12 protein-coding genes are annotated in these 18,202 nt (G+C 60.0%); 5 read left to right on the top strand and 7 right to left on the bottom strand.

The window, feature by feature from the left end; all coding sequences use genetic code 11:
- Positions 1-14: 14 nt before the first annotated feature.
- The 4 genes from VE26_RS01725 to VE26_RS01710 all read left to right on the top strand — a co-directional run bounded on the left by VE26_RS01725 (position 15) and on the right by VE26_RS01710 (position 3,692).
- The gene (locus VE26_RS01725; RefSeq protein ID WP_084619848.1) at positions 15-536 is read left to right on the top strand and encodes a thermonuclease family protein; all 522 of its coding nucleotides are present in this window, start codon (positions 15-17) and stop codon (positions 534-536) included.
- Entirely contained in the window at positions 530-790 is a 261-nt protein-coding gene (locus VE26_RS01720; RefSeq protein ID WP_152658675.1) for a hypothetical protein, read from the top strand. The genes VE26_RS01725 and VE26_RS01720 overlap by 7 nt, the downstream gene beginning before the upstream one ends.
- On the top strand, positions 777-1,343 hold the full coding sequence (locus tag VE26_RS01715) for a hypothetical protein (protein WP_046103503.1): 567 nt from the start codon (positions 777-779) through the stop codon (positions 1,341-1,343). The genes VE26_RS01720 and VE26_RS01715 overlap by 14 nt, the downstream gene beginning before the upstream one ends.
- Positions 1,344-1,433: 90 nt before the next feature.
- Positions 1,434-3,692 (top strand): hypothetical protein, encoded by a 2,259-nt coding sequence (locus VE26_RS01710; RefSeq protein WP_152658674.1) that lies wholly within the window; start codon positions 1,434-1,436, stop codon positions 3,690-3,692.
- On the opposite strand, the gene VE26_RS01705 is transcribed toward VE26_RS01710, so the two are convergent.
- Together VE26_RS01705 and VE26_RS01700 are read right to left on the bottom strand one after the other, a co-directional pair.
- On the bottom strand, positions 3,689-3,991 hold the full coding sequence (locus VE26_RS01705; protein ID WP_046103501.1) for a hypothetical protein: 303 nt from the start codon (positions 3,989-3,991) through the stop codon (positions 3,689-3,691). The genes VE26_RS01710 and VE26_RS01705 overlap by 4 nt on opposite strands.
- Entirely contained in the window at positions 3,988-4,419 is a 432-nt protein-coding gene (locus VE26_RS01700; protein ID WP_046103500.1) for a hypothetical protein, read from the bottom strand. The genes VE26_RS01705 and VE26_RS01700 overlap by 4 nt, the downstream gene beginning before the upstream one ends.
- A gap of 183 nt (positions 4,420-4,602) precedes the next feature.
- On the opposite strand from VE26_RS01700, the gene VE26_RS01695 reads away from it, so the two are divergent.
- Positions 4,603-5,760: a hypothetical protein gene (locus VE26_RS01695; RefSeq protein WP_046103499.1), complete on the top strand. Its 1,158-nt coding sequence runs from the start codon at positions 4,603-4,605 to the stop codon at positions 5,758-5,760.
- 352 nt (positions 5,761-6,112) lie between these two features.
- Here VE26_RS01695 and VE26_RS01685 read toward each other — a convergent pair whose 3' ends face one another.
- The 5 genes from VE26_RS01685 to VE26_RS01665 form a co-directional block, all read right to left on the bottom strand.
- Positions 6,113-7,654 (bottom strand): Eco57I restriction-modification methylase domain-containing protein, encoded by a 1,542-nt coding sequence (locus VE26_RS01685; protein ID WP_160297779.1) that lies wholly within the window; start codon positions 7,652-7,654, stop codon positions 6,113-6,115.
- 23 nt (positions 7,655-7,677) lie between these two features.
- Positions 7,678-8,493: a phospholipase D-like domain-containing protein gene (locus tag VE26_RS01680; protein ID WP_160297778.1), complete on the bottom strand. Its 816-nt coding sequence runs from the start codon at positions 8,491-8,493 to the stop codon at positions 7,678-7,680.
- A gap of 14 nt (positions 8,494-8,507) precedes the next feature.
- A complete protein-coding gene (locus tag VE26_RS01675; RefSeq protein ID WP_244465602.1) occupies positions 8,508-10,619 on the bottom strand; it encodes a hypothetical protein in 2,112 nt (703 codons plus the stop codon).
- Positions 10,620-10,719: 100 nt separating this feature from the next.
- Positions 10,720-14,925, bottom strand: a complete 4,206-nt coding sequence (locus tag VE26_RS01670) for a DEAD/DEAH box helicase family protein (RefSeq protein ID WP_046103494.1) — start codon at positions 14,923-14,925, stop codon at positions 10,720-10,722.
- The gene (locus VE26_RS01665) at positions 14,918-17,383 is read right to left on the bottom strand and encodes a hypothetical protein (protein ID WP_152658673.1); all 2,466 of its coding nucleotides are present in this window, start codon (positions 17,381-17,383) and stop codon (positions 14,918-14,920) included. The genes VE26_RS01670 and VE26_RS01665 overlap by 8 nt, the downstream gene beginning before the upstream one ends.
- Between the last annotated feature and the right edge of the window lie 819 nt (positions 17,384-18,202).

Here is an 18,202-nt window from a genome sequence, read left to right as displayed (position 1 = left end):
TATAGTCTTCGGCCATGTCGGTCATTCGTTTCAAACCTAAGCGTCGTCCTACAAGGCATCAGCAGAAGTCCGGTGACCACCTGACGACGGCGCTAGCCGTTGCGGCGTTGTTGAGCGTCTGCACCTTGGGATGGATCGCCGCCGACACCTTTCTGCCTGGCGGCGGACAGGCAGTCGTCGCATCCGAGATGCGTGTGCAGTTCCGCATGTATGGATCCGGTCAGCGCCACACATGCGTCGTTGATGGCGACACTGTCTGGCTCGACGGCATGAACCTCCGGCTGCAGGCTTATGACACGCCCGAGCCGTACAACGACATCTGCGGTGGAGCACAGGAGGTGGCCTTGGCCAATCGTGCCAGCGCCCGCCTGCTCGACCTGCTGAACAGCAACAGTTTCAGCGTCGAGACTTTCGGCACCGACCGTTACGATCGCACCCTTGCCACCATCCGAATTGGCGGCACCGATGTCGGCGATATCTTGATTTCGGAAGGCCTCGCCCGTCGCTGGCCCGATGGCAACGAGTTCTGGTGCTGATGCGCGTCCCCGTCGTCGATCCCAGGCGCGACAAGTTGATCCGCCATTTCGAGAAGAAGCTCGCCTACTTCCGAGGCATCCCCGCACACCGGCGCACCGATGAAGCCGCAGATGAAGGCGAAGCCACCTGCCGGTCGATGCTGGCCGGGCTGCGTGCTCCCAAGAGTGGGGATCGTGACGATGCCACCGGTGCGCTGACGCTGGACGCGTGGCTCGACGCGATCGAGAAGGAGAACGGCAGTGACCAGGGATGAGGTTATCGCCTCCGCTGCTACGGCGATCTTCGGCAAGCCGCTAGTGACCAACGTCTACCGGTCCGTGATCGTCGAAGCCATAATCGCCGGCGCGCTGACGGACTGGACCTGGTGCAGCGCGGACTATGCTGAGCACGACTTCATCAACGCCGATGGCATGAGGCTCGAGGTCAAGCAGTCGGCGATGAAGCAGACGTGGGTCACCAAGGGCGAGCCCAAGCCCTCCTGGGACATCGCTCCACGCAAGCAGGTCTGGCGGGATGACAGGTGGGTGGATGCGCCCGGACGGAACGCGGACATCTACGTTCTGGCCCTTCATGCCGTCATAAACGACACCGCGGACCACAGGGAGCCCTCGCAGTGGTCCTTCTTCGTGATCCCTGCCTACCGCCTGCCAGCATCGAAGCGGTTGAGCCTTCCTGCGGCTAAGTTGCTGGTGGAGCCGGTTGCGATCGACGAGCTGCCTCGGGCCGTGGGCGAAGCCGTTGCGCAGGCTTCTGCAGCGGAGCGGTTCACATGGAAACCTGGTGACCTACAGGTCACGATGAGATAGCTGGGGAAATCGCTCATCCAGCCAGGTAGTTAGCACTCCTTTGAATACGACTCGGCGACCTCGCGTCCTCCAATATTCCGGAGGACGCCAATGCCGAGAACCCGATCCCTCACGCCCAAGATGATCACGGACTTCTGCCGCCTGCGTCTCAAAGGTGTGCTGGACGAGCAGGAGGTGGCTGCGGTCTCCACCTACCTCAACGGCCTGCTCGAGCTGATGGCGTTCCCGCCTTATAGGGGCAAGTGGATCGACTGGGCCGAGGTCTCTGGCACAGCCGGTGTCGACGAGACCCGACTGCGCGCCGCACGGTATCAGCTGCAGCCCATCTTCGATGCGCTGTCGCGGAACGTGGCGCTGGAGGACGCCTCGGAGCCGGTGCGACCGCCCAAGACCAGGCTGGAACCCCGGACCTCAAATACTCTGGTGGAACCCAAGCGTTCGCGGCGCGGTCCAGCTCCGAAGCCGATCGTGGAGCACCCGGAGCCGTTCACTACAGAGTTCGACGACCTGCCCGGCTTCGGCGAGGCTTTGAACATGCACATGCGTCGGCACGGCGATACCGTGCGTCACCTCTACCTGGCGCTGGCGTCGCGAGGTGAGGCGCAGGACCAGCGCACATTGATGAAGTGGTGCACCGGTCAGTTGCTCCCGATGACCGCACGTAGCTTCGTCGTCCTCAACAACATTGAGCGGCGGTACCGCCTGCCGCTGGGCTACTTCAAGGCCAAGCTGCCGCACCAGGCGCGGGCGATCCGTGGCGTCACCCTCTCCGGGCTGCCGGCTGCCGAGCGACGCCGCCTCGCATGGCACCTGCCCGACGACTTCCTCACCCGACCGAAGGCGGAGCAGGAGGAAATACTGGAGTGGGTGCGACGGGTCATCATCTCGGGCTCAACCGACTACCGAGTATTCCAAGCCGCAGCCATGCGGCAACGCTACGCCGTGCGCTTTACCGCCTTCCAGAATGCTCCGCGCCCACCAGCACCCAAGCCGGAGGATGAGGTCAGCGATCTCGATGCCGAACTCGAATCCGCCGTGGTGGACGCGCCGGCGGCGCTTGACGCCGAGATGAACGCCTTGCTCCGCTTCAAGACGGCCACGCTCACGGCGTTCGGCTTCCAGCGCAACGGCGTCTGGAACGAGGAGACGGCCAGTCAGAAGGTGGAGCACCTGGGGTTGATGTTCGGCGCCCTGGCATCGGACCCGCGCAGCACGGTCAAGGGCGCTGGTGTGCCGCTCGATAGCGTCTGCTTCGCCATGCTGATCTTTCCCGCGGTCTGGGACTGGTACCTGCAGTGGCGCGAGCGCCGGCGTGGCTTCTACACCAAGTGGGAGGTCGACATGCTCAGCGTCGTGCTGAGCATGACCCGTGCCGAGACCGGCTGGATGCGCCAGACGCCGGCGCTTGCCGACCGGCTGAAGCCTGTCGCCAATATGATTGAGCAGGACGAGATCGACCGGGTTCGTGCCGATTGGGATGCCGCCTGCGACGCCTTCTACAAGCACGCGCGTCACCGCATCCGGGAGATCGAGCGCGTCGCACGCATCCATCGCGATCCTTTCGAACCGATCATGCCAGTGCTCGAGGCTGCCAGCCCGGTCGGTGAATACCGCAAGATCACCGAGGAGATCATGCGCCTCATGCCGGACGAGCGTCGCTATCCCAAGCCGGCTGCCGAGGCCGTGCGCTCCTTCCTTATGCTTCGCTTCGGCATGCACACTGGCTTGCGCCAGCGCAACCTGCGTGAGCTCCTGGTCTGCCCTCGGGGACGGACGCCGACGTCCGAGCGACACCTCGAGGACAAGAAGCGCGGCGAACTGCGGTGGAGCGAGCGCGACCAGGGTTGGGAGGTGCTGATCCCATCCGTCGCCTTCAAGAACTCGACGTCCTCGTTCTTCGGCTCGAAGCCGTTCCGCCTGGTGCTGCCAGACCTCGCCGGGCTTTACGACGCCATCGAGGCCTACATCGATCGTCATCGAGCACGTCTCATCGATAATGCCGCGGACCCTGGCACCTTCTTCGTGAAGTCGGTCAAGCGCACCAGCGCCGACGCGAGCTACAACCAGAACACGTTCTACGAGGCCTGGCGGCTCACCATCCAGCGCTATGGGATCTACAATCCCTGGACGGGTCGTGGTGCGATCAAGGGCCTGCTACCACACGGCCCGCACAACGTTCGCGATGTCCTCGCTACGCACATCCTCAAGCAGACCGGCTCCTATGAGCAGGCATCGTATGCCATCCAGGACACGCCGGCGATGGTCCAGCAGCACTACGGCCGGTTCCTGCCCCAGGACAAGGCGGCCATCGCCGCCAAGATCCTGAACCGGGTGTGGGAGGCGGCCTAGCTACATCCCCTGCCGAGCATGAGCGGCTCTGCCTCGGGTTCCGGCTCCGGCCACTGATAGCCGGCCGCGAAACGGGCGGCGAAAGCGTGTTGCTGGCCGTCCACCAGCTTGGCCGCGTAGGAGCCGTTCAGCTTGAGGCGCTCTTGCATGATCGCAAGACAGGCCACCGTGAAGGTCGGAATGATGGGATCTGCTGTGGAGCCGTTCCGACCATAGTTGGCCGAGGGCGCCATCTGGAACGGCCGCGGCTTGATGAGCAACGTGTCCGGTTGCGCAAAACGATCGTCGCGCATGATCATGCTGTAGAACGGGAATACTCCAGTTCGGGTGGTCGTGATGAAGACCGACAGGTCCTCCGACCCGAACCACCGGCGATCGTGGTGCATGTAACGCTTGCCATCAGGCGAATTTTGCAGACCGCCTCCATCACCTCGCGCTCGACGTCGCGCGAGAAATGAGGCGCTTCCTTGAAGCCCTTGCTGATCAGCAGCTCGTTGATCTTCGTGCCGGCGGGGTGGCCGGCACTGTCGAGCGCCGTGGCGAAGATCTGCGCCTCGGCAGCACTCATGCACTGCGCGATCCTCGTCTCGACTGCGATGCCATCAGACGTCCAGTGGGTCAAGTTCAGGCCTACCCGGTCCTCGAAGTACGATGACGTGATCGTCCATCGACGGTTGTGCGATCCCTCGCGAACGACCCACCCGTTTCTCTTCTCCAGCCAGTGCATCCGTCTTCTCCATCGTTGATGGGACGGTGCGGGATGGACATGCATAGAACCAGAGGTTGCCTGCCGCGGGATCAGTCTGCCAGCGCATTGCTCCGAAGAACCGGAAGTCGGATCAAGTATTTCCAGGCCTTGCAATGAGTTCGTGATGACCTCATGCTGATCTCACCTGAGGGGGGACGGAGAATGAGCAAGGGTGCTGCTCGCAACATGCAGCGAATTTCGCTGAAGATTGCCGCGGGAACCGCGCCGCCTCAGAACCCTGACGTGAAGCAGGCTCCAGTCTACAAGCAGGTGCGTGCGCTCGAACTGCGTCGACTTGCCCGTATCCGGCATGTCTTCGAGATCGAGGAAGAGATCGCCAAGAAGCATGCCGCCGGCGAGAGCGTGGGCCTGCTCCGCGAGAAGCTGCTCGGCGTTAAGAACGGTACGATCGAGCCGCCGCACTATCGAGATATCCGACCGACCAGCGACACCCAGCGCCATCGCTCGATGACGTCCAGCAAACCCCAGCGCGATCAGCAGAAGAGCGATGGACGTGTTCGGCACCACCGGCTGTATCGCAGCGATCGTGAGGTGATCTCGGATCTGAACGATCTCAGCAAGGGCAAGCTCACTCCCACCGGCATGGCGACGATCAAGGGCCTGCTCGATCGCTTCGACGAGGAGACGGTGATCGGCGCTCTGGAGCTGAAGGCAGACTTTGTACGCAAGGTCGCGGCCAGCGCATTGTTCGCCATGGTTCCGGCCATGTCGCCGGCGGACGGGATATTGCTGGCAAGTGTTCTGGAGGCCCGTCTTCCTCCGCTTCCCCAAGAAGGCCGTCGCGAGGAGCGCCAGCCGGAAGAGATTGCCCCAGCACAAGGCCCTGCCGTCAAAGCCATCAGCGTCGACGCGATCGCTGGGGCCGAGTATATGGAACTCCGGAGCAAGGGGTGGACGATCTCGGGTAGTTGGATGCTGCCGCCCGGCTCCAAGCAAGCGCCCCCTCCTGCTCCTAATCCTGTTCCTGCCAAGAAGGAGGTCGAGCCGCTTCCGGCCAAGCGACCGCGCACAGCGGTCGCACCAGCGTCTGCCAAGCCCGATAAAGAAAAAAAGAAGAAGGGGCGCGGCAGGAAGGCCACCAAGCCTGTTCATCAACCTCGGCACGTGCCCTTATCGGCAGAGGCCCTCGCTCGGCTGCGGAGCAACGAGGCGTTCCGGACCAGTTCAGCCGAACCGCCGCGAAAGATCGGAACGATTACCTTGCCGCCTTCGACGAGGGCTGGCTTCGTCGCTCCACCGGCCAGCCCGAAGATCAACTGGAGGGACGAGTCGGAAGATGGGTCGATGTGGGATCGGTAGAGTTGGCGAGGCCAGGACTACAAATTTAGCGGCCACACTTGAACGCAGTCACGCTCCGATTAGGTCTGCCAAACAGCCGTAGCATAGCGGCAACATGAAGAAGACGTATCGATGCGTCTCTGTTCGCGCGGCCATCTTGAGCAGGCCCAGGTGCACCTTTCGATTATTCCTAGGGTTCACGGCGGCAAAGGTCTCAGCGCCGACAAACCCATGCACAGCGGCATGCGCGCGCCAGTCTGCCATCGCTTACAAGATCCTGAACCGGGCGTGGGAGGCGGCGTGATGTGTCGCGAACCATAGCAACTTCGGTACAAGTGCTCACGTGTTAACAGGAAGAGGTTGTTGTAACACGTCAAGCACCCGGCGGGACTGGAGGCATTGGCAGAACCGACAACAGTCGGGCCGGAATCGACGCGGAGCCGCACATGCGATCAAGCTGTTTGCCCACGGCTGTGGTGTTCAAAGCTGCGGCCAGCAGTTTTGCTGGTACTGGGTCATCACGGTTTGGAACCAGTAAGATCACATGATTTTCCGCAACAATACCGCCATGCCGAGAGACGAAATCTTCCGGAATTTCGGCCGCCGTTATTCGACGCTTTTGATTGCGCGCGGAGGTACGCTGAATGGCGACACACCCTGTCTCGATGAGATAACTGGCGTCAGGTAGCACGTCCACCCAACCATGTTTTCGGAATAGGGCACCGCGTCCAAAGTCAAAGGTGCCATCCTGACCGATGGCCTTGGCCCAGATGAGCGGTACGCGGCCTGGGGCAGGCCCCTCATGTATCCGGTCCTGCTGGCGATTCGCGACAAGATAGCCGATCCGAGGGGTGTAACCCCACTCAGACAGCGTGGAGGGGAGGTTCTCAGCTTGTCCCGGCAACACCCATGGACCATCACCGGGCGGCAGGCTAATTGCGCCCTCCGAAAGAACCTGACCGGCTCCGGATACGTAGTTGGATAGTGCTGTGTCAGCTTCTACGGTGTCGATGTCGGACCCACGGCGCCGCAGTACTAGCACACAGGTGTCCTGCACCACATCGGTGAAGACAGTTTGCCTACCTTCGATCATGTCGACAGCCATCACCTCCGCCAACTGACGAATGCGCAGTCGAAAACGCCGGAACTCGGGACCACCAATGAATGAAGCCGGTATAATATAGGCGAGGATCCCGCCAGGGGGCAGCGCGGCGAGACCACGACGTACGAACACGGAGTATAGATTCAGTCTCCCGGCGACGATGTCGTCAAATCTGGATGCTTCAGGGGGCGCGTCCTTGGCCGCCAATCGCAGAAATGGTGGATTGCCGATTTCATGATCGGCTTTGTCGTCGACGCCAGCCGCCAGGCTGTCGCCAGTGGCAATAAGTTCAAGGCTGGCGGCCAAATCGGGGGACATACCGTATTCGACCGTCAAGCACCGATGCAGCAGGGCGTTGGCAAGCTTGGCAAGGTCAGGATCAATCTCTCGTCCCATCAAATGGGACGAGAGCAGTGCAATGACTTCGCGATCGCTCTTGCCGGCGTCGCGCCAGCGCTTAACCATCTCACGGGCGATAGGAACGATGAAAGCAGCCCCACCAGCCGCAGGATCCCGAATGCGTTCACTCGCGATGTCGACACCGAAATCGGCGGCGCGACCCAGCAAATAGCGGACCAGGCCCGGCGGAGTAAAATAGGCACCGAGCCTTTTTCGACGCTCTTTACCCATAAGCGCCGCGTAGACGCTGGCGGCAGCGTAGTCCACCCACGCCGCATCGAGCCCCAACAGGAGTTCTGCAGCCTCAACAGAGCAGGTCTGGTGCACAATCGACAAGCTGGCAGATAGAGCAGTGCTACCATTGGCACGACGGTGCAGATTCATGATGCGGGTGACACGTTCTTCAAGTGCCATCCCTACGGCGCGTGAATGGAGCATTAAGGCATCCCCGCAGGAATAGAAATCCGCTGCACGCTGCGCACAAGCGCCGCCACGGCATGGGCTGCCTTGCCCTTCACGATGATGCCGAGCTCCATCGAATGCCGGTTGTACATCGTCATGTTTGCGCTGCCTACATAAGCAAGATCACCGTCGGCGATTACGACCTTAGCGTGGAAGGTCTCATAACCTTCACCGGCCGGGATGAAATAATCTAGGACGCGGATGCCCCGCTGTCCCATTTCTGTCAACAAAGGCCGGACGACATGACCCGTCTTGCCTGCCAGCCTGGTGATCAACGTCTTGTCTTTCGCCTGGCTCTGATCGAAGACGCGCATCGCGAAATCGGCGCCCTCCCTGTTCACGAAGGGGCTCATGATCGTAATTGAAGTCACGGCAGATTTGGCTATCCGGGTGATTTCATTGTCGGTGGCTTCCATGCTCGCATGGACCGGCCCTTCAATGGGCAGGACTTGCGTCAATCGGCTCGGCGCCCCCGGCAAAGTCACAACGGCCACCGAAGCCGTCTCTGACAATGCTTGGACGCGCATTTCCGCAGCGCCGGCAAGAAAGCTTGCCAGCCCTTTTGGGATGGCCATTTGTGTCAGTCGCCAGGCCGAACCATCTTTGACCAGCCAACCTCTGCTCTCAAAATTTCGGGCGACCCGCTCGACGGATGCTGCCGAGAATCGGCCGACGAGCGAGGCGGCAGTAATTGACTGAACGCCCTGCTCAAGCCGTTCAGCCAGTGCGGCTCCAGTAGCGCAGTCTTGCCCCAAGGTCGCGATGAGAGATCGGCCAACATCAAGACCCAACGCAGTTTTCCCGCTCATGGTCTACCGGCAGCGATGTCGAGATAGCCGACCAAGTGCCCCTGCGTGCTGTCAAAGCGTGGCTTGCCGCGGCCAACCAGAACCGAGCGAGACAGCAGCTCGTTGCGGGTAACGCAGGCATTTTCCGGGATCAGCACGCAATCGGGGCATGCGCCACCCCGGTGGTTGCAAACGCTTTCCGATCCACAGCGCAAGCTTGAGGGATTGAGCATGTGTTCAAGCACATGATTGCCCACGTCCGGGTCGCCTTGGTCGCGCCACATCGAAGATAGGTTACCCAGATCCATAGTGGTGCCGCGACGGTACACCAGAAAGGACAAGTCCGGCACAAACAGGTGTTCACCAAACGAGCCAAGGTCGAGGCCCGACATCGACGAGCAGGTATCGATCAGGTGATGCGCCATGGTGTGCAGCAGGGTGTAGACGTATGGATAGGCTTGGCGTGGCAAGGCGCCCTCACGCCGATACTCATCCAGAAACCTAGTGAAACGGGTGTTGCGGTCGCTTTGCAGGGCGTGGAAGTTCTCGATGAGCTGGCCGCCGAGCCGCACGCTGCTCGCTGCCGGTGGCAGCGGTATGTTGTTGGCATCCAGCCATTGTCGAACAAGATCCTCGTCAAGCTTGACGTAAAAACCTTCGTTCTGTTGGACCGAACAGAGGATCGGATGTTTTGAATCGTCCGAAACTTCAACCTTATCGAAGAGCCGGAGGCGCACCGGCATTTCTGCATCTCCGGCCTTGTCACGCATGACGAAGGGCGAAGCAGAAGTGCGGCTATAGGCGAAGCTGTATTCACAAATGCCTATCCCGCGCAGTAGACGCATCTCGGCTATCCCGAGGCCGGCCAAGCGCTGCCGCGACGCGGTCTCCTGGCGGCGCAGGTCGGCCTCGCTCAGACCGTCAGGACGCAGGAAGGCATCGAGAATGGCGACGTCCACCGAGACGGCCTTGCCATCGGCCATCTCGCCCCCGCGAAGCTTCTCTTCCTGGAGCGTGAGGTGCTCGACGGCCATCCGCAGGGGATCGTGCTTGCGAACGTAATCACGCCGTCCGCGACAGGCCGCCGTAATCGACTCTGGTGCCTGGGCGTAGGACTTGAAGATCGATCCGGCCCATTCTTCATCCTGCTTTGCAATTTGCCCGCGCTGAGCTTCCAGCATCTCTGCTGTGACGCCTGGCATCATCTCGACAGTTCGCAGTAAGCTTCGCAGCTGCTCGTAGCTCTCCCACTCTTTACTGCGCCCGGCCTCTCGCAGGATGCGCTCACGATCGGTGTCATCAAGGGAAGCGATCGGGTAGCCATATTGGGTCGAAATGATGCGCTCTAGATCGGCGGTCTGCCTGTCGTTAAGCTGGGCGAGGTATTTATCGTCCTGGAATACCAGAAGACGATCGCCGTGGACGTAATACGCAGCGGACGCTCGGTACGAGACCGGCTCCATATTGACTTCGGCCCAGATCGCCAGCTTGGCGTCGATAAGCGGACCAAGAGTTTTGAGCGTTTCGCGGTCGCGTTGCAGAATCTGCCGTGGTTGCTGGCAGGAAACGCACTCGAAATACCAATTGCCCAATGGCCCTGGCGGGCGCCGGAGCTTGAAGCGATCATTGCCGCAGTTGCTGCAATTGTTGATCGACTGGATCTCTTGCCGGCCAGAATGCCAATGCCTGTACTCAGGCGTTATGGGCTCAACTGCGCCTGACCAATGCGCCAGAACGACGTCGAGCTGTTCCCAATCGTCAGCACAGTTGCGTGCACCACCATCCGGGCACGCCGATCTGAAGCGCTCGGCGTCACGCTGGAGTGTGTTCGCATCGCGGCTGTTTCGGTAGAGGCCGCACCGACCGCACACGAAAGCCAAGGGGAACGGCTTGTATTCAGCGCGATCCGGAATTTGAAACTCAAATTCACCGATCGCGACCCTTACGGCTCCGTCGACGATGACGCGCTTGTCGACAGCGAGCTCCAAAGGCACGTCATGCGAAAGATTATCGCCCTTGGTGGCACGATCGGCCCATGTGCTGAAATATTCCTGTATTTGCTCGCCAATTGTGTGGGCCGTCACGTTGGACAGCACCTGGCGCATGTTGTGACCGGTGGGCAAGGCCATGCAGGCGCCCCGCCCACCCTCGAACGTGAAAAGACTGTGGGGTGCATATGCAGTCGCGATTTGTCCGCGCGACCTTTGCATGACTGGAGCCTTGGCCATTTTAGTTCTCCCGGTCCAGTTCATTGCCAGCAGGGCGACCAACCCCACGGTTACGCACGAAGGCCATTGCGTCGGCCAAAGTCTCTTTGTCGATGTATTGGTGCGGTTCGATCAGGCCGGCTGCATCTACATCGCGCAGGCTCGACATAGGTTTTTTTAGACCTGTCAGCCTGTTGTCCCAGAACCTATCCAACTGACCTGTAAATCGCCCCGACGAAGCTTCGTTCAGGATTCGCCGAAGCTCCTCTCGGATCAGATTTTGATAGTAATCCGGGTTCAGCGCCCATCCCTCAAGCGCATGAATGCCAATCGCTTCCTGAATAAAGGCCGTGCAGTCACGAAGCGCGCTCGGATCGGACAGAACGCGGTCCAATTGCTCCACACTTCCGGGAAATGCCACCGAGGCTTTGGCCTGCGGTGCGCTCGCCGCAAATCGGTTCTGGAAGTGGACCCCGGCTAACCAGGTTTGGAGAAGCGATGGCACCGTGCGCGCGATGGCACGATCGGCCCAACGCTCCACCGCTGGAGGAGAAATCATCCGCTCGAGCAGACGGTGGAAGGACTCATGAACCTCGACGACGAAGCGATCTCGCCGGGTCTGCGGGGTCGGTACCAGCAGAGAAAAGCCGACGTGTGTTCGGCCAACCCGCGAAGACGCCTGGATATACTCGGCGATGTCCGAGGGCATGCCGGCGAAGGACATCGAATTGAATGCCTCAACGTCGACACCGTGCGAGATCGCACTTGTAGCGACGATAATTCGGAGCGCATGAGAAATGTCTTCAGTCAAAGGATCGAAGGGCGCTTCGGCCGTGCGAATGACGCGCTGGATGCCACCAATATCAACCCCGCCCGAGATCAGCTCGGTAAAGAAGCTGGAGATTTCATACTCCGGTCCCATCGCCGCATGGGCCTCTAGGGCCTCGGCATTGAGTGCGGACAGAATTTGGTCACCGCCCTTTTTATTGGTTACGTAAGTCAATTCGATGCGGTGCAAGTCGATTAGCGCTGCCAGGCGCCTGACATCAGCTTGCCCTGCTGCGCGCACTGCTGCGCGTCGACCGGTCGCGTAGGGAGCATCGGAAATGCAGTCCTCGATCTCATCGACAGCGCGCTGACGTCGTGCTTGGTCTGTCGAGGCGAGGTCTCTCTCCCAACGCGTGATCGTGGCCGCGTGGGCGGCGAGAACGGAGATGGTCGTGACCGTGTGCAGACGTCCATTGGTCATGATGCTCGCATAGAGCCTTGCCCAAGGCGCCGCCATTTCCTTATCTCGGGCCTCGCTCGCTGGGTCGCCCAGTACGCGGGCACGATCCCCACCGGCACCATCGGCATCGAAGCCAGCCATCCCACTATAGAAGGTGGAGTAAAGTGAGGGCCCCGGGTGAGGAAACTGGCACACTCTGCGTTGATAGAGGGCCCGCGCGTGCTTGGCCGCGTCGGAAACCGTTGCCGTCGCACCAATGACGTGCGGCAATCGCGGCAATTCAGGTGCACCGGGAATATGGGCTGCTCGAGTGCCAAGCAATACAGCGAGCCTTTTGAGCCAAGCGAATAGCCCGGTCTCGAAGATGCCGCCGAACGTACCTAGGCTTTCTTCTAGCAGGTGCATTTCGTCCTGGATGATCAGGCTCGGAAAGGGGTCGACGAACAGCTCTCGCCCACCGGAATAAGCCGGGGCCACGGCCTGAAGGGCACCACTGTCGATGGCGGCGAGCGCCGTGCCAGAAGGGCGGTCGAGCAACTGAGCGCCGGTGGTTTCGACCGCTCTGGCCAGCCCGAACATACCAGCGATGGCATCGATGGTATGAGGGTTCTGCCCAATCAATGCCAGCTTATCGATCGTACCCAGCAAGATCGACGGCGCCCGCCGATAGATATCGGCGTCCGTCAGCAGGAACGGCAATGCAACCGGTCGCCCCGCAGAACGGTGCAACATATTCCAATCGCATTGTGGGTTGAGACAGACAATACCAAGCCGGTGATGCTCATCTGGAAAGAGACGTAGGGCAGTCGGCGTATCGGAGCGGCAGAAGGGGCAAGTCGGCAGCTTGTTCCAGGCGGCATTGGCCGCGCGATAGCCGCTGACCCCAGGCGCCGAACCGTCGAGGAGTGCCTGTTCATCGGCACCACGTGCCGAGTTCCAAGCTGGGATCATGGCGATATCATCGAGGACGCCACCGCCTGGTTTCTCTACTCTATTGGGCGTATTGCCACCACCAACCCAGAAGCCGATCTCGAATGGCGAGCCAGGCACGTTCTCCCGCACGCGGACCATCTCGGCCTGCGCGAGGAGTCTGGCAAGTCGCTGGGCTTGCTGCACCGTCAGTAGGCGAAGCGGATAATGCATCATGGCCGTCACGCCGCGATGTTTGCCGCGAAGTCGGTCGAGAAACAGTCCAAAAACGACAGTGCCGAAGAAGGCCTCGGTCTTGCCGCCACCGGTCGACATGTAGAGAAGACTGACCGCCTCTTCGTCGAAGTCAGCGCGGAACATGTCATGGAATTCCGGGAGCCTGGATGCCAGCGTCGGAATGTGCGCCAAAATGAAGGCCAGTTGGAACAGTCGCCAGCCTGGCTGCTGTTCGCCTTCCCTCAGGGGATTAGCCGTATTGAACGTCTCGTTCAACAACAACCAGGCGGCGTATGGGATCGCCTCACGAGAGGCAGGGCTACTCAACCAGACGTGCTGCGATCGCTCCAGCATGTCGATGCCAAGTTCGACACGCCGAGCCTCATAGTCCCAAGCACCGAGATCGGTCTGGAACTGCTCTCTTTGACGCAGTTCATCATTGGCATCGCCTTCGTCAGGGCGAAGTGACAGGTTCGTCGACGCCGTCACCTGGGCGCGCCAAGCGTCCATCTCGCTCACCAGTCCACGTAGATCGCCGACCTGCAGAAGAGGATCGGCGAGACGGGCGTAGGCTGTCGGTACGGAAGGTATGGCTCGAGCCAGCATCCTTGGTAGTACATAACGCGGTGACCAGGTCGTTCGCAGGCTGCGGATGCCCCCAATCTGCCCCAAGTCTTCGACCCCACCATTTACACCAATGGCCGGCATGTTCATGAAGCCGTTCAAGTGATAGCTGCGCTTGACGCGTTCCAGCCTCATCGTCGCCAAAGCGCTGTCGGGCAGCCGGACAACCAAACCTACGGTGAACAATCCGCTTTCGAGCTTGGGATCCGTCTCACGAAGATTTTCGAGTGCAATGCGGAGCGAATGGCAGCCTGGGGCTGTCACATCTGGAAGCGCCTGTACGAGCAGACCGACCTGAATTGGCGGGATAAGATCGGCCGGCACCGCCGCGTCGGCGCGGACACGTGCGAGGAAGGCATCCCATGCGTCTGGGGCCCAAAAATCTTCTGACTCTGGACGGCGTTTGCGCCATGCCCAATCCTGTCCTTCGCCGCTGGCGATGAAATCCATGCAGGCTTGACGGATGGCGGCGGTCAGTCGCGCACTGTATGCATCAGCAGATCGTTCCCAAGCTAAGCGATCGACCGGGAGGTCGAGGACAAGAGGTTCGACCGGGACGTCGATACGACGCCACTTGGTGGGCGCTTCATACTGCCGCGAGAGCCGGTTCGGAATTCGGATTCGGGCTCGAACGGGGGCCCCTGGTGGAACCTCCTGTCCTTGCTCGGAGGCATCATCGATGTCCTCGTCACTGCCTTGTGGTATGAGCGCTCCGGTTGGCACAACGATGCCCATGGCTTGGTAGACTTCCGCCGCCATCGCCGTTTTCATTTCTGCTCGAGCACGCCCAGATGGCAGCTCTGGCACATTGCTCATGCGCTGTTTGATCTGTTCCTTTACCATGAGCTCAGCCTCTTTAGAGAGCTCAGCCCTGGGCAGCTGCCGACCGTCACGCTCGAAGAGGTCATCGGCGGTGGGAAATATCCGGATATAGACCGACAGGGTTGGCGCGATTTCGATTTGCCCAGCGTCTCCACGGACGCGCAAATCCAGGCCGTGAGCCGGCAAGCGGATGTCGCTGGACTCGTCGTCACCGTTCTGGTCGTGACGCGGTAGGATAAACCCGCTGCTGAGAACCCTGGAGGGCTTCGATCCGAGGATATAACGGCCTTGCTCGCCCGCACCTGAAACAACGCGACGAGTTCGCTCGACAATGGCGTCGCACACCGCTTCTTTGAGGATCTGCCGATCATCCGGGGACATGCTGCGCAGCGGCAATGGCTCAGCCATGGCGGGGGTCCTCTTTCAAAATTTCGATGTTCTCGACCTCATCGACAGCGTCCTGGAGCGAAAGCCACAGCTGTCTCAGGCCGACTGTGTTAGCTTTGGCGCCATGAGTGCTTTCCGGATCAAGCACGAACTGAACAACGCGTTGATTGAATTGGAAGCCCTCTTGAACCCGATAGGAACGCGTGGGCACGATTGCGAAATCCCAGAATGTTTTCGCCAGTAGCTCGTTGACCTCATTGGCTTCCATAAACAACTTGAAGCGGGGCCAGTCACGCGCGGCACCAGGCTGTCTTGTACCTTCGCCTGTCGCTGGAGCAGTGTCCGCGGTCAGCCAGCGGTGGACATTATGGATTTCGCTGTCCACCACATCGGGATCGATATCGCGCATGCGGCGCAGAACAGCGCGAGCTTTGTCCAAATTTCTCGCACCAGGGATCTGCTCGCGCAGCCGCGCAATGGCCTGATGATAGTTAGCCAACTGCTCCAAACTCTTGTGAGACGTGGCCAAAGATGCGCGGATCCGGTTTCGGGTGGATTCATCCAGAACCAGAATGTAATCGCCACGTTCGATCTCACGCGCGGGCAACTTTTCAAACAGTCGTGCCTCCCCAGACGTGAACACCAGCACGTCACTGCTCGGACGATAGACGATCCGGTGCGCTGAGGTGTGAAGGCTGACGCGCTCACCAGAATAGCGTTCGCCCTCACGGCTCAAATCGATGTCCTTCGATCCCGCTGCGGGAGAAATGCGGAACTCGGCCTCCCCAAGGTTAAGCTTTTCGTCGAGCCCACCACGTTTGAGCGCAGCCTGTAGCCCAGACGCTCGCTCTGCCACCGCTGAGAAACCATCCAGTCGGGTCAGCGGGAGAAGTTCTCCTGCCAACAATCCCGCGCCAGAGGCGTCGCCCAGCAGCACCACGTCGGGGGGTGTACTCTCACTGACCAAAATGGTGCGAAGTGCCTTCGAGGTCGGGCCGGTGACAATGAGCTGGTCGTAGTAGGATCGGTCCAATACCGTTGCTAGTTCGTGATGGTCGCAGACTGCACAGTCCCATCCGATCGCCCTATCCGATCCCAGCGCAATCTCCGCAATTCGACGGTCGGGGACGGAGAGAAGAATGCGCTGTGGCTTATTCTGCGGAGACAGCAATTCGTTGAGCTTGGCGGATACCGGGGTTTCATCCTGCCATTCTGCCACGAGCTGCTCGATGCGGTGCATAATGGGCCGCGCCCGACCATTGTCAGCACCGCTTGATTCAATCGCGGCCAGATCGGCTAGGGCCATACCTTCAAGGAACATGGCGCGGATCCCGCTATCCACATCATCATCGGCATCGAATAAGATGCCGGAAGCGATGCGCGCCTCATTAAGGCCAAGGGGAAGGCAGGCTATTCGACGGACAAACGACAGCGCGGTCGCGACAGCCCGGAGACCTTCGAGGTTGCCTGCCTCCTTGAATCTCCTGAGAAGATCGAGCAAGTCATTGCGCAAGCTCTTAAGCGACGCATCTTTGATGTCAGCGTGAAAGACAACTTTAGGCAGCTGGTCAGGTAGATCTGGCGATGAGCTGAGCAGTCCGCGGTCGGCTAGGTACAGGCCAATCTCAGTGGGAATCGCGCGCTTGGGCTTTATCTTGGCGTTATGCGAACGGATGAGGCGACTGGAGGACTTGAGCGTGAACGGGTCGTCGCAGATCGCAACGATCGCAGGACGCCTTCGCTCAAGGGTATCCAGCGTCTCGAGCAGAATTTCCAAGCGCTTTTCCCAGTTCTCGCCAAGATCAGTCCTTGAAGCCCTGGTCAAGTCCACAACAATCAGCTCGATTGGGCGCTCTTCCAAGAGATGATGATTGAGATAGCGACTAAGTCTTTTTGTTGATCGTTCGCCTGGCACTCCCAAGACGGCGAAAGGCGTGGTCTTCGGATTGCCAATCGATGCTCGTGCGCTGGTGAGACTGGCACCCGCTTCGTTGAGGTGGGTGTGTTGACTCACCCTGCGCAAAGTGTGCTCGGCGTCTGGCGAGTAGCCAGCAGCAGATGGTGGAAAGACAGCGGTCGTTTCGAGAAGGGTCGGATTCTTCACCACAACCTCAATGCGCGGACGCCCGCGAAGTCGACGTCGAGGCGCATTCTCGGGAAGCAGATCCCGCAAACGCATCTCCAGCATGCACAACTCGATATGCGCGAGACCATCGCTGTTCATCCAAGCTGCACCAGCACGGTGATCGTTCATTGCATGCTTTGCCGTATCGGCGATGTCTTGCGGATGAACGAGGATCGATCGAGCAGCTCGCGTCAGACCATTGCGCCACGGCCAGACCGCAACCGTCGCAGATGCAAGCCGACCAGAGGAGCGAGCCTCGCGCATTGCCAAAGCAGCCAAGGTAAAACCGTTCCCTGGCTTCTCTGGCCAGGCAAGGACAATGCGATCCTTGCCATCTTCAATAGAGTCGAGCACGGCTCCCACGGCGGGTCGGCCTGCAGAGATTGTCAACCAAGCATCAGGAAATGCAGTGGTTGCGTAACGCGTAGCAGTGGATGTCGTAACGCCTGGGCGAGAAATGCGAACATCTTGCGACGCAGACAGGCGACGAGAATCTCCGAGTAGAGCGCGAATGCGCTCCCCCTTGGACTTTTCTCCCTTCGCTAGTCTCTCGCTCCAGCCACCTGCAGACCAGTCGCGCCCCGAACCCTTACCCAAATATACTGCCCCCCGAACGGCATTATTGGTTCTCCGGCAAAGAAAATCGAGCCTGGATTACGATTTTTGAAGGTCATTTGAGGGTGCCACTGCTTCGCCCGAGCTAGCCACCCTACCTTCGGTGAAGTATCGTGTATATGAAAAGGTTTAACAAGTCTTTCCTTTGGACAAGGATTTGCGCTCAGTGGATCATGGATCCAGCATCAAGGATAGGAGCGTCGAAACTTGGTCAGCGCTTATGGGTGACGTCTCAGAAATCAGGGAGCCAATGACACCTGCAGTACACCACTGAACGACACGAGTGCGGGCATCACCGACATTTGCATCAAATGTGCTTGCTACCCAAGCTTTCCAAATTTCGTCGAGACAAGCCTCTTGCCAAGGAATTTCTGATTGAAAATAGGCCGATGTCACAGGTAGGCACTTTATGATGACCGCGCTCCTGGCATTCGCACCGTCTGCATCACTCAGCTGACGTTTGAGATCATTTAGATGGCGAGAAAAGCGCCATCGCAAAACGTCGGCATCTTGGCGCTCATCCTCTGTCACTACGTTGCTCCGATATCGCGGTTAATG

Origin of the sequence: Devosia chinhatensis, from assembly GCF_000969445.1 — a bacterium.
In the GTDB taxonomy this organism is placed as follows: Bacteria; Pseudomonadota; Alphaproteobacteria; order Rhizobiales; family Devosiaceae; genus Devosia; species Devosia chinhatensis.
The sequence above is the reverse complement of the archived record's forward strand: the minus strand, read 5'-3'. Positions and strand labels throughout refer to the sequence as shown.

Excerpts from the sequence above, each read along its gene's own strand:
- VE26_RS01725 (WP_084619848.1), top strand. The coding sequence starts at position 15 with ATGTCGGTCATTCGTTTCAAACCTAAGCGTCGTCCTACAAGGCATCAG.
- VE26_RS01710 (WP_152658674.1), top strand. The coding sequence starts at position 1,434 with ATGCCGAGAACCCGATCCCTCACGCCCAAGATGATCACGGACTTCTGC.
- VE26_RS01705 (WP_046103501.1), bottom strand. The coding sequence starts at position 3,991 with ATGATCATGCGCGACGATCGTTTTGCGCAACCGGACACGTTGCTCATC.
- VE26_RS01700 (WP_046103500.1), bottom strand. The coding sequence starts at position 4,419 with ATGCACTGGCTGGAGAAGAGAAACGGGTGGGTCGTTCGCGAGGGATCG.
- VE26_RS01695 (WP_046103499.1), top strand. The coding sequence starts at position 4,603 with ATGAGCAAGGGTGCTGCTCGCAACATGCAGCGAATTTCGCTGAAGATT.
- VE26_RS01685 (WP_160297779.1), bottom strand. The coding sequence starts at position 7,654 with ATGGCACTTGAAGAACGTGTCACCCGCATCATGAATCTGCACCGTCGT.
- VE26_RS01675 (WP_244465602.1), bottom strand. The coding sequence starts at position 10,619 with ATGGCCTTGCCCACCGGTCACAACATGCGCCAGGTGCTGTCCAACGTG.
- VE26_RS01670 (WP_046103494.1), bottom strand. The coding sequence starts at position 14,925 with ATGGCTGAGCCATTGCCGCTGCGCAGCATGTCCCCGGATGATCGGCAG.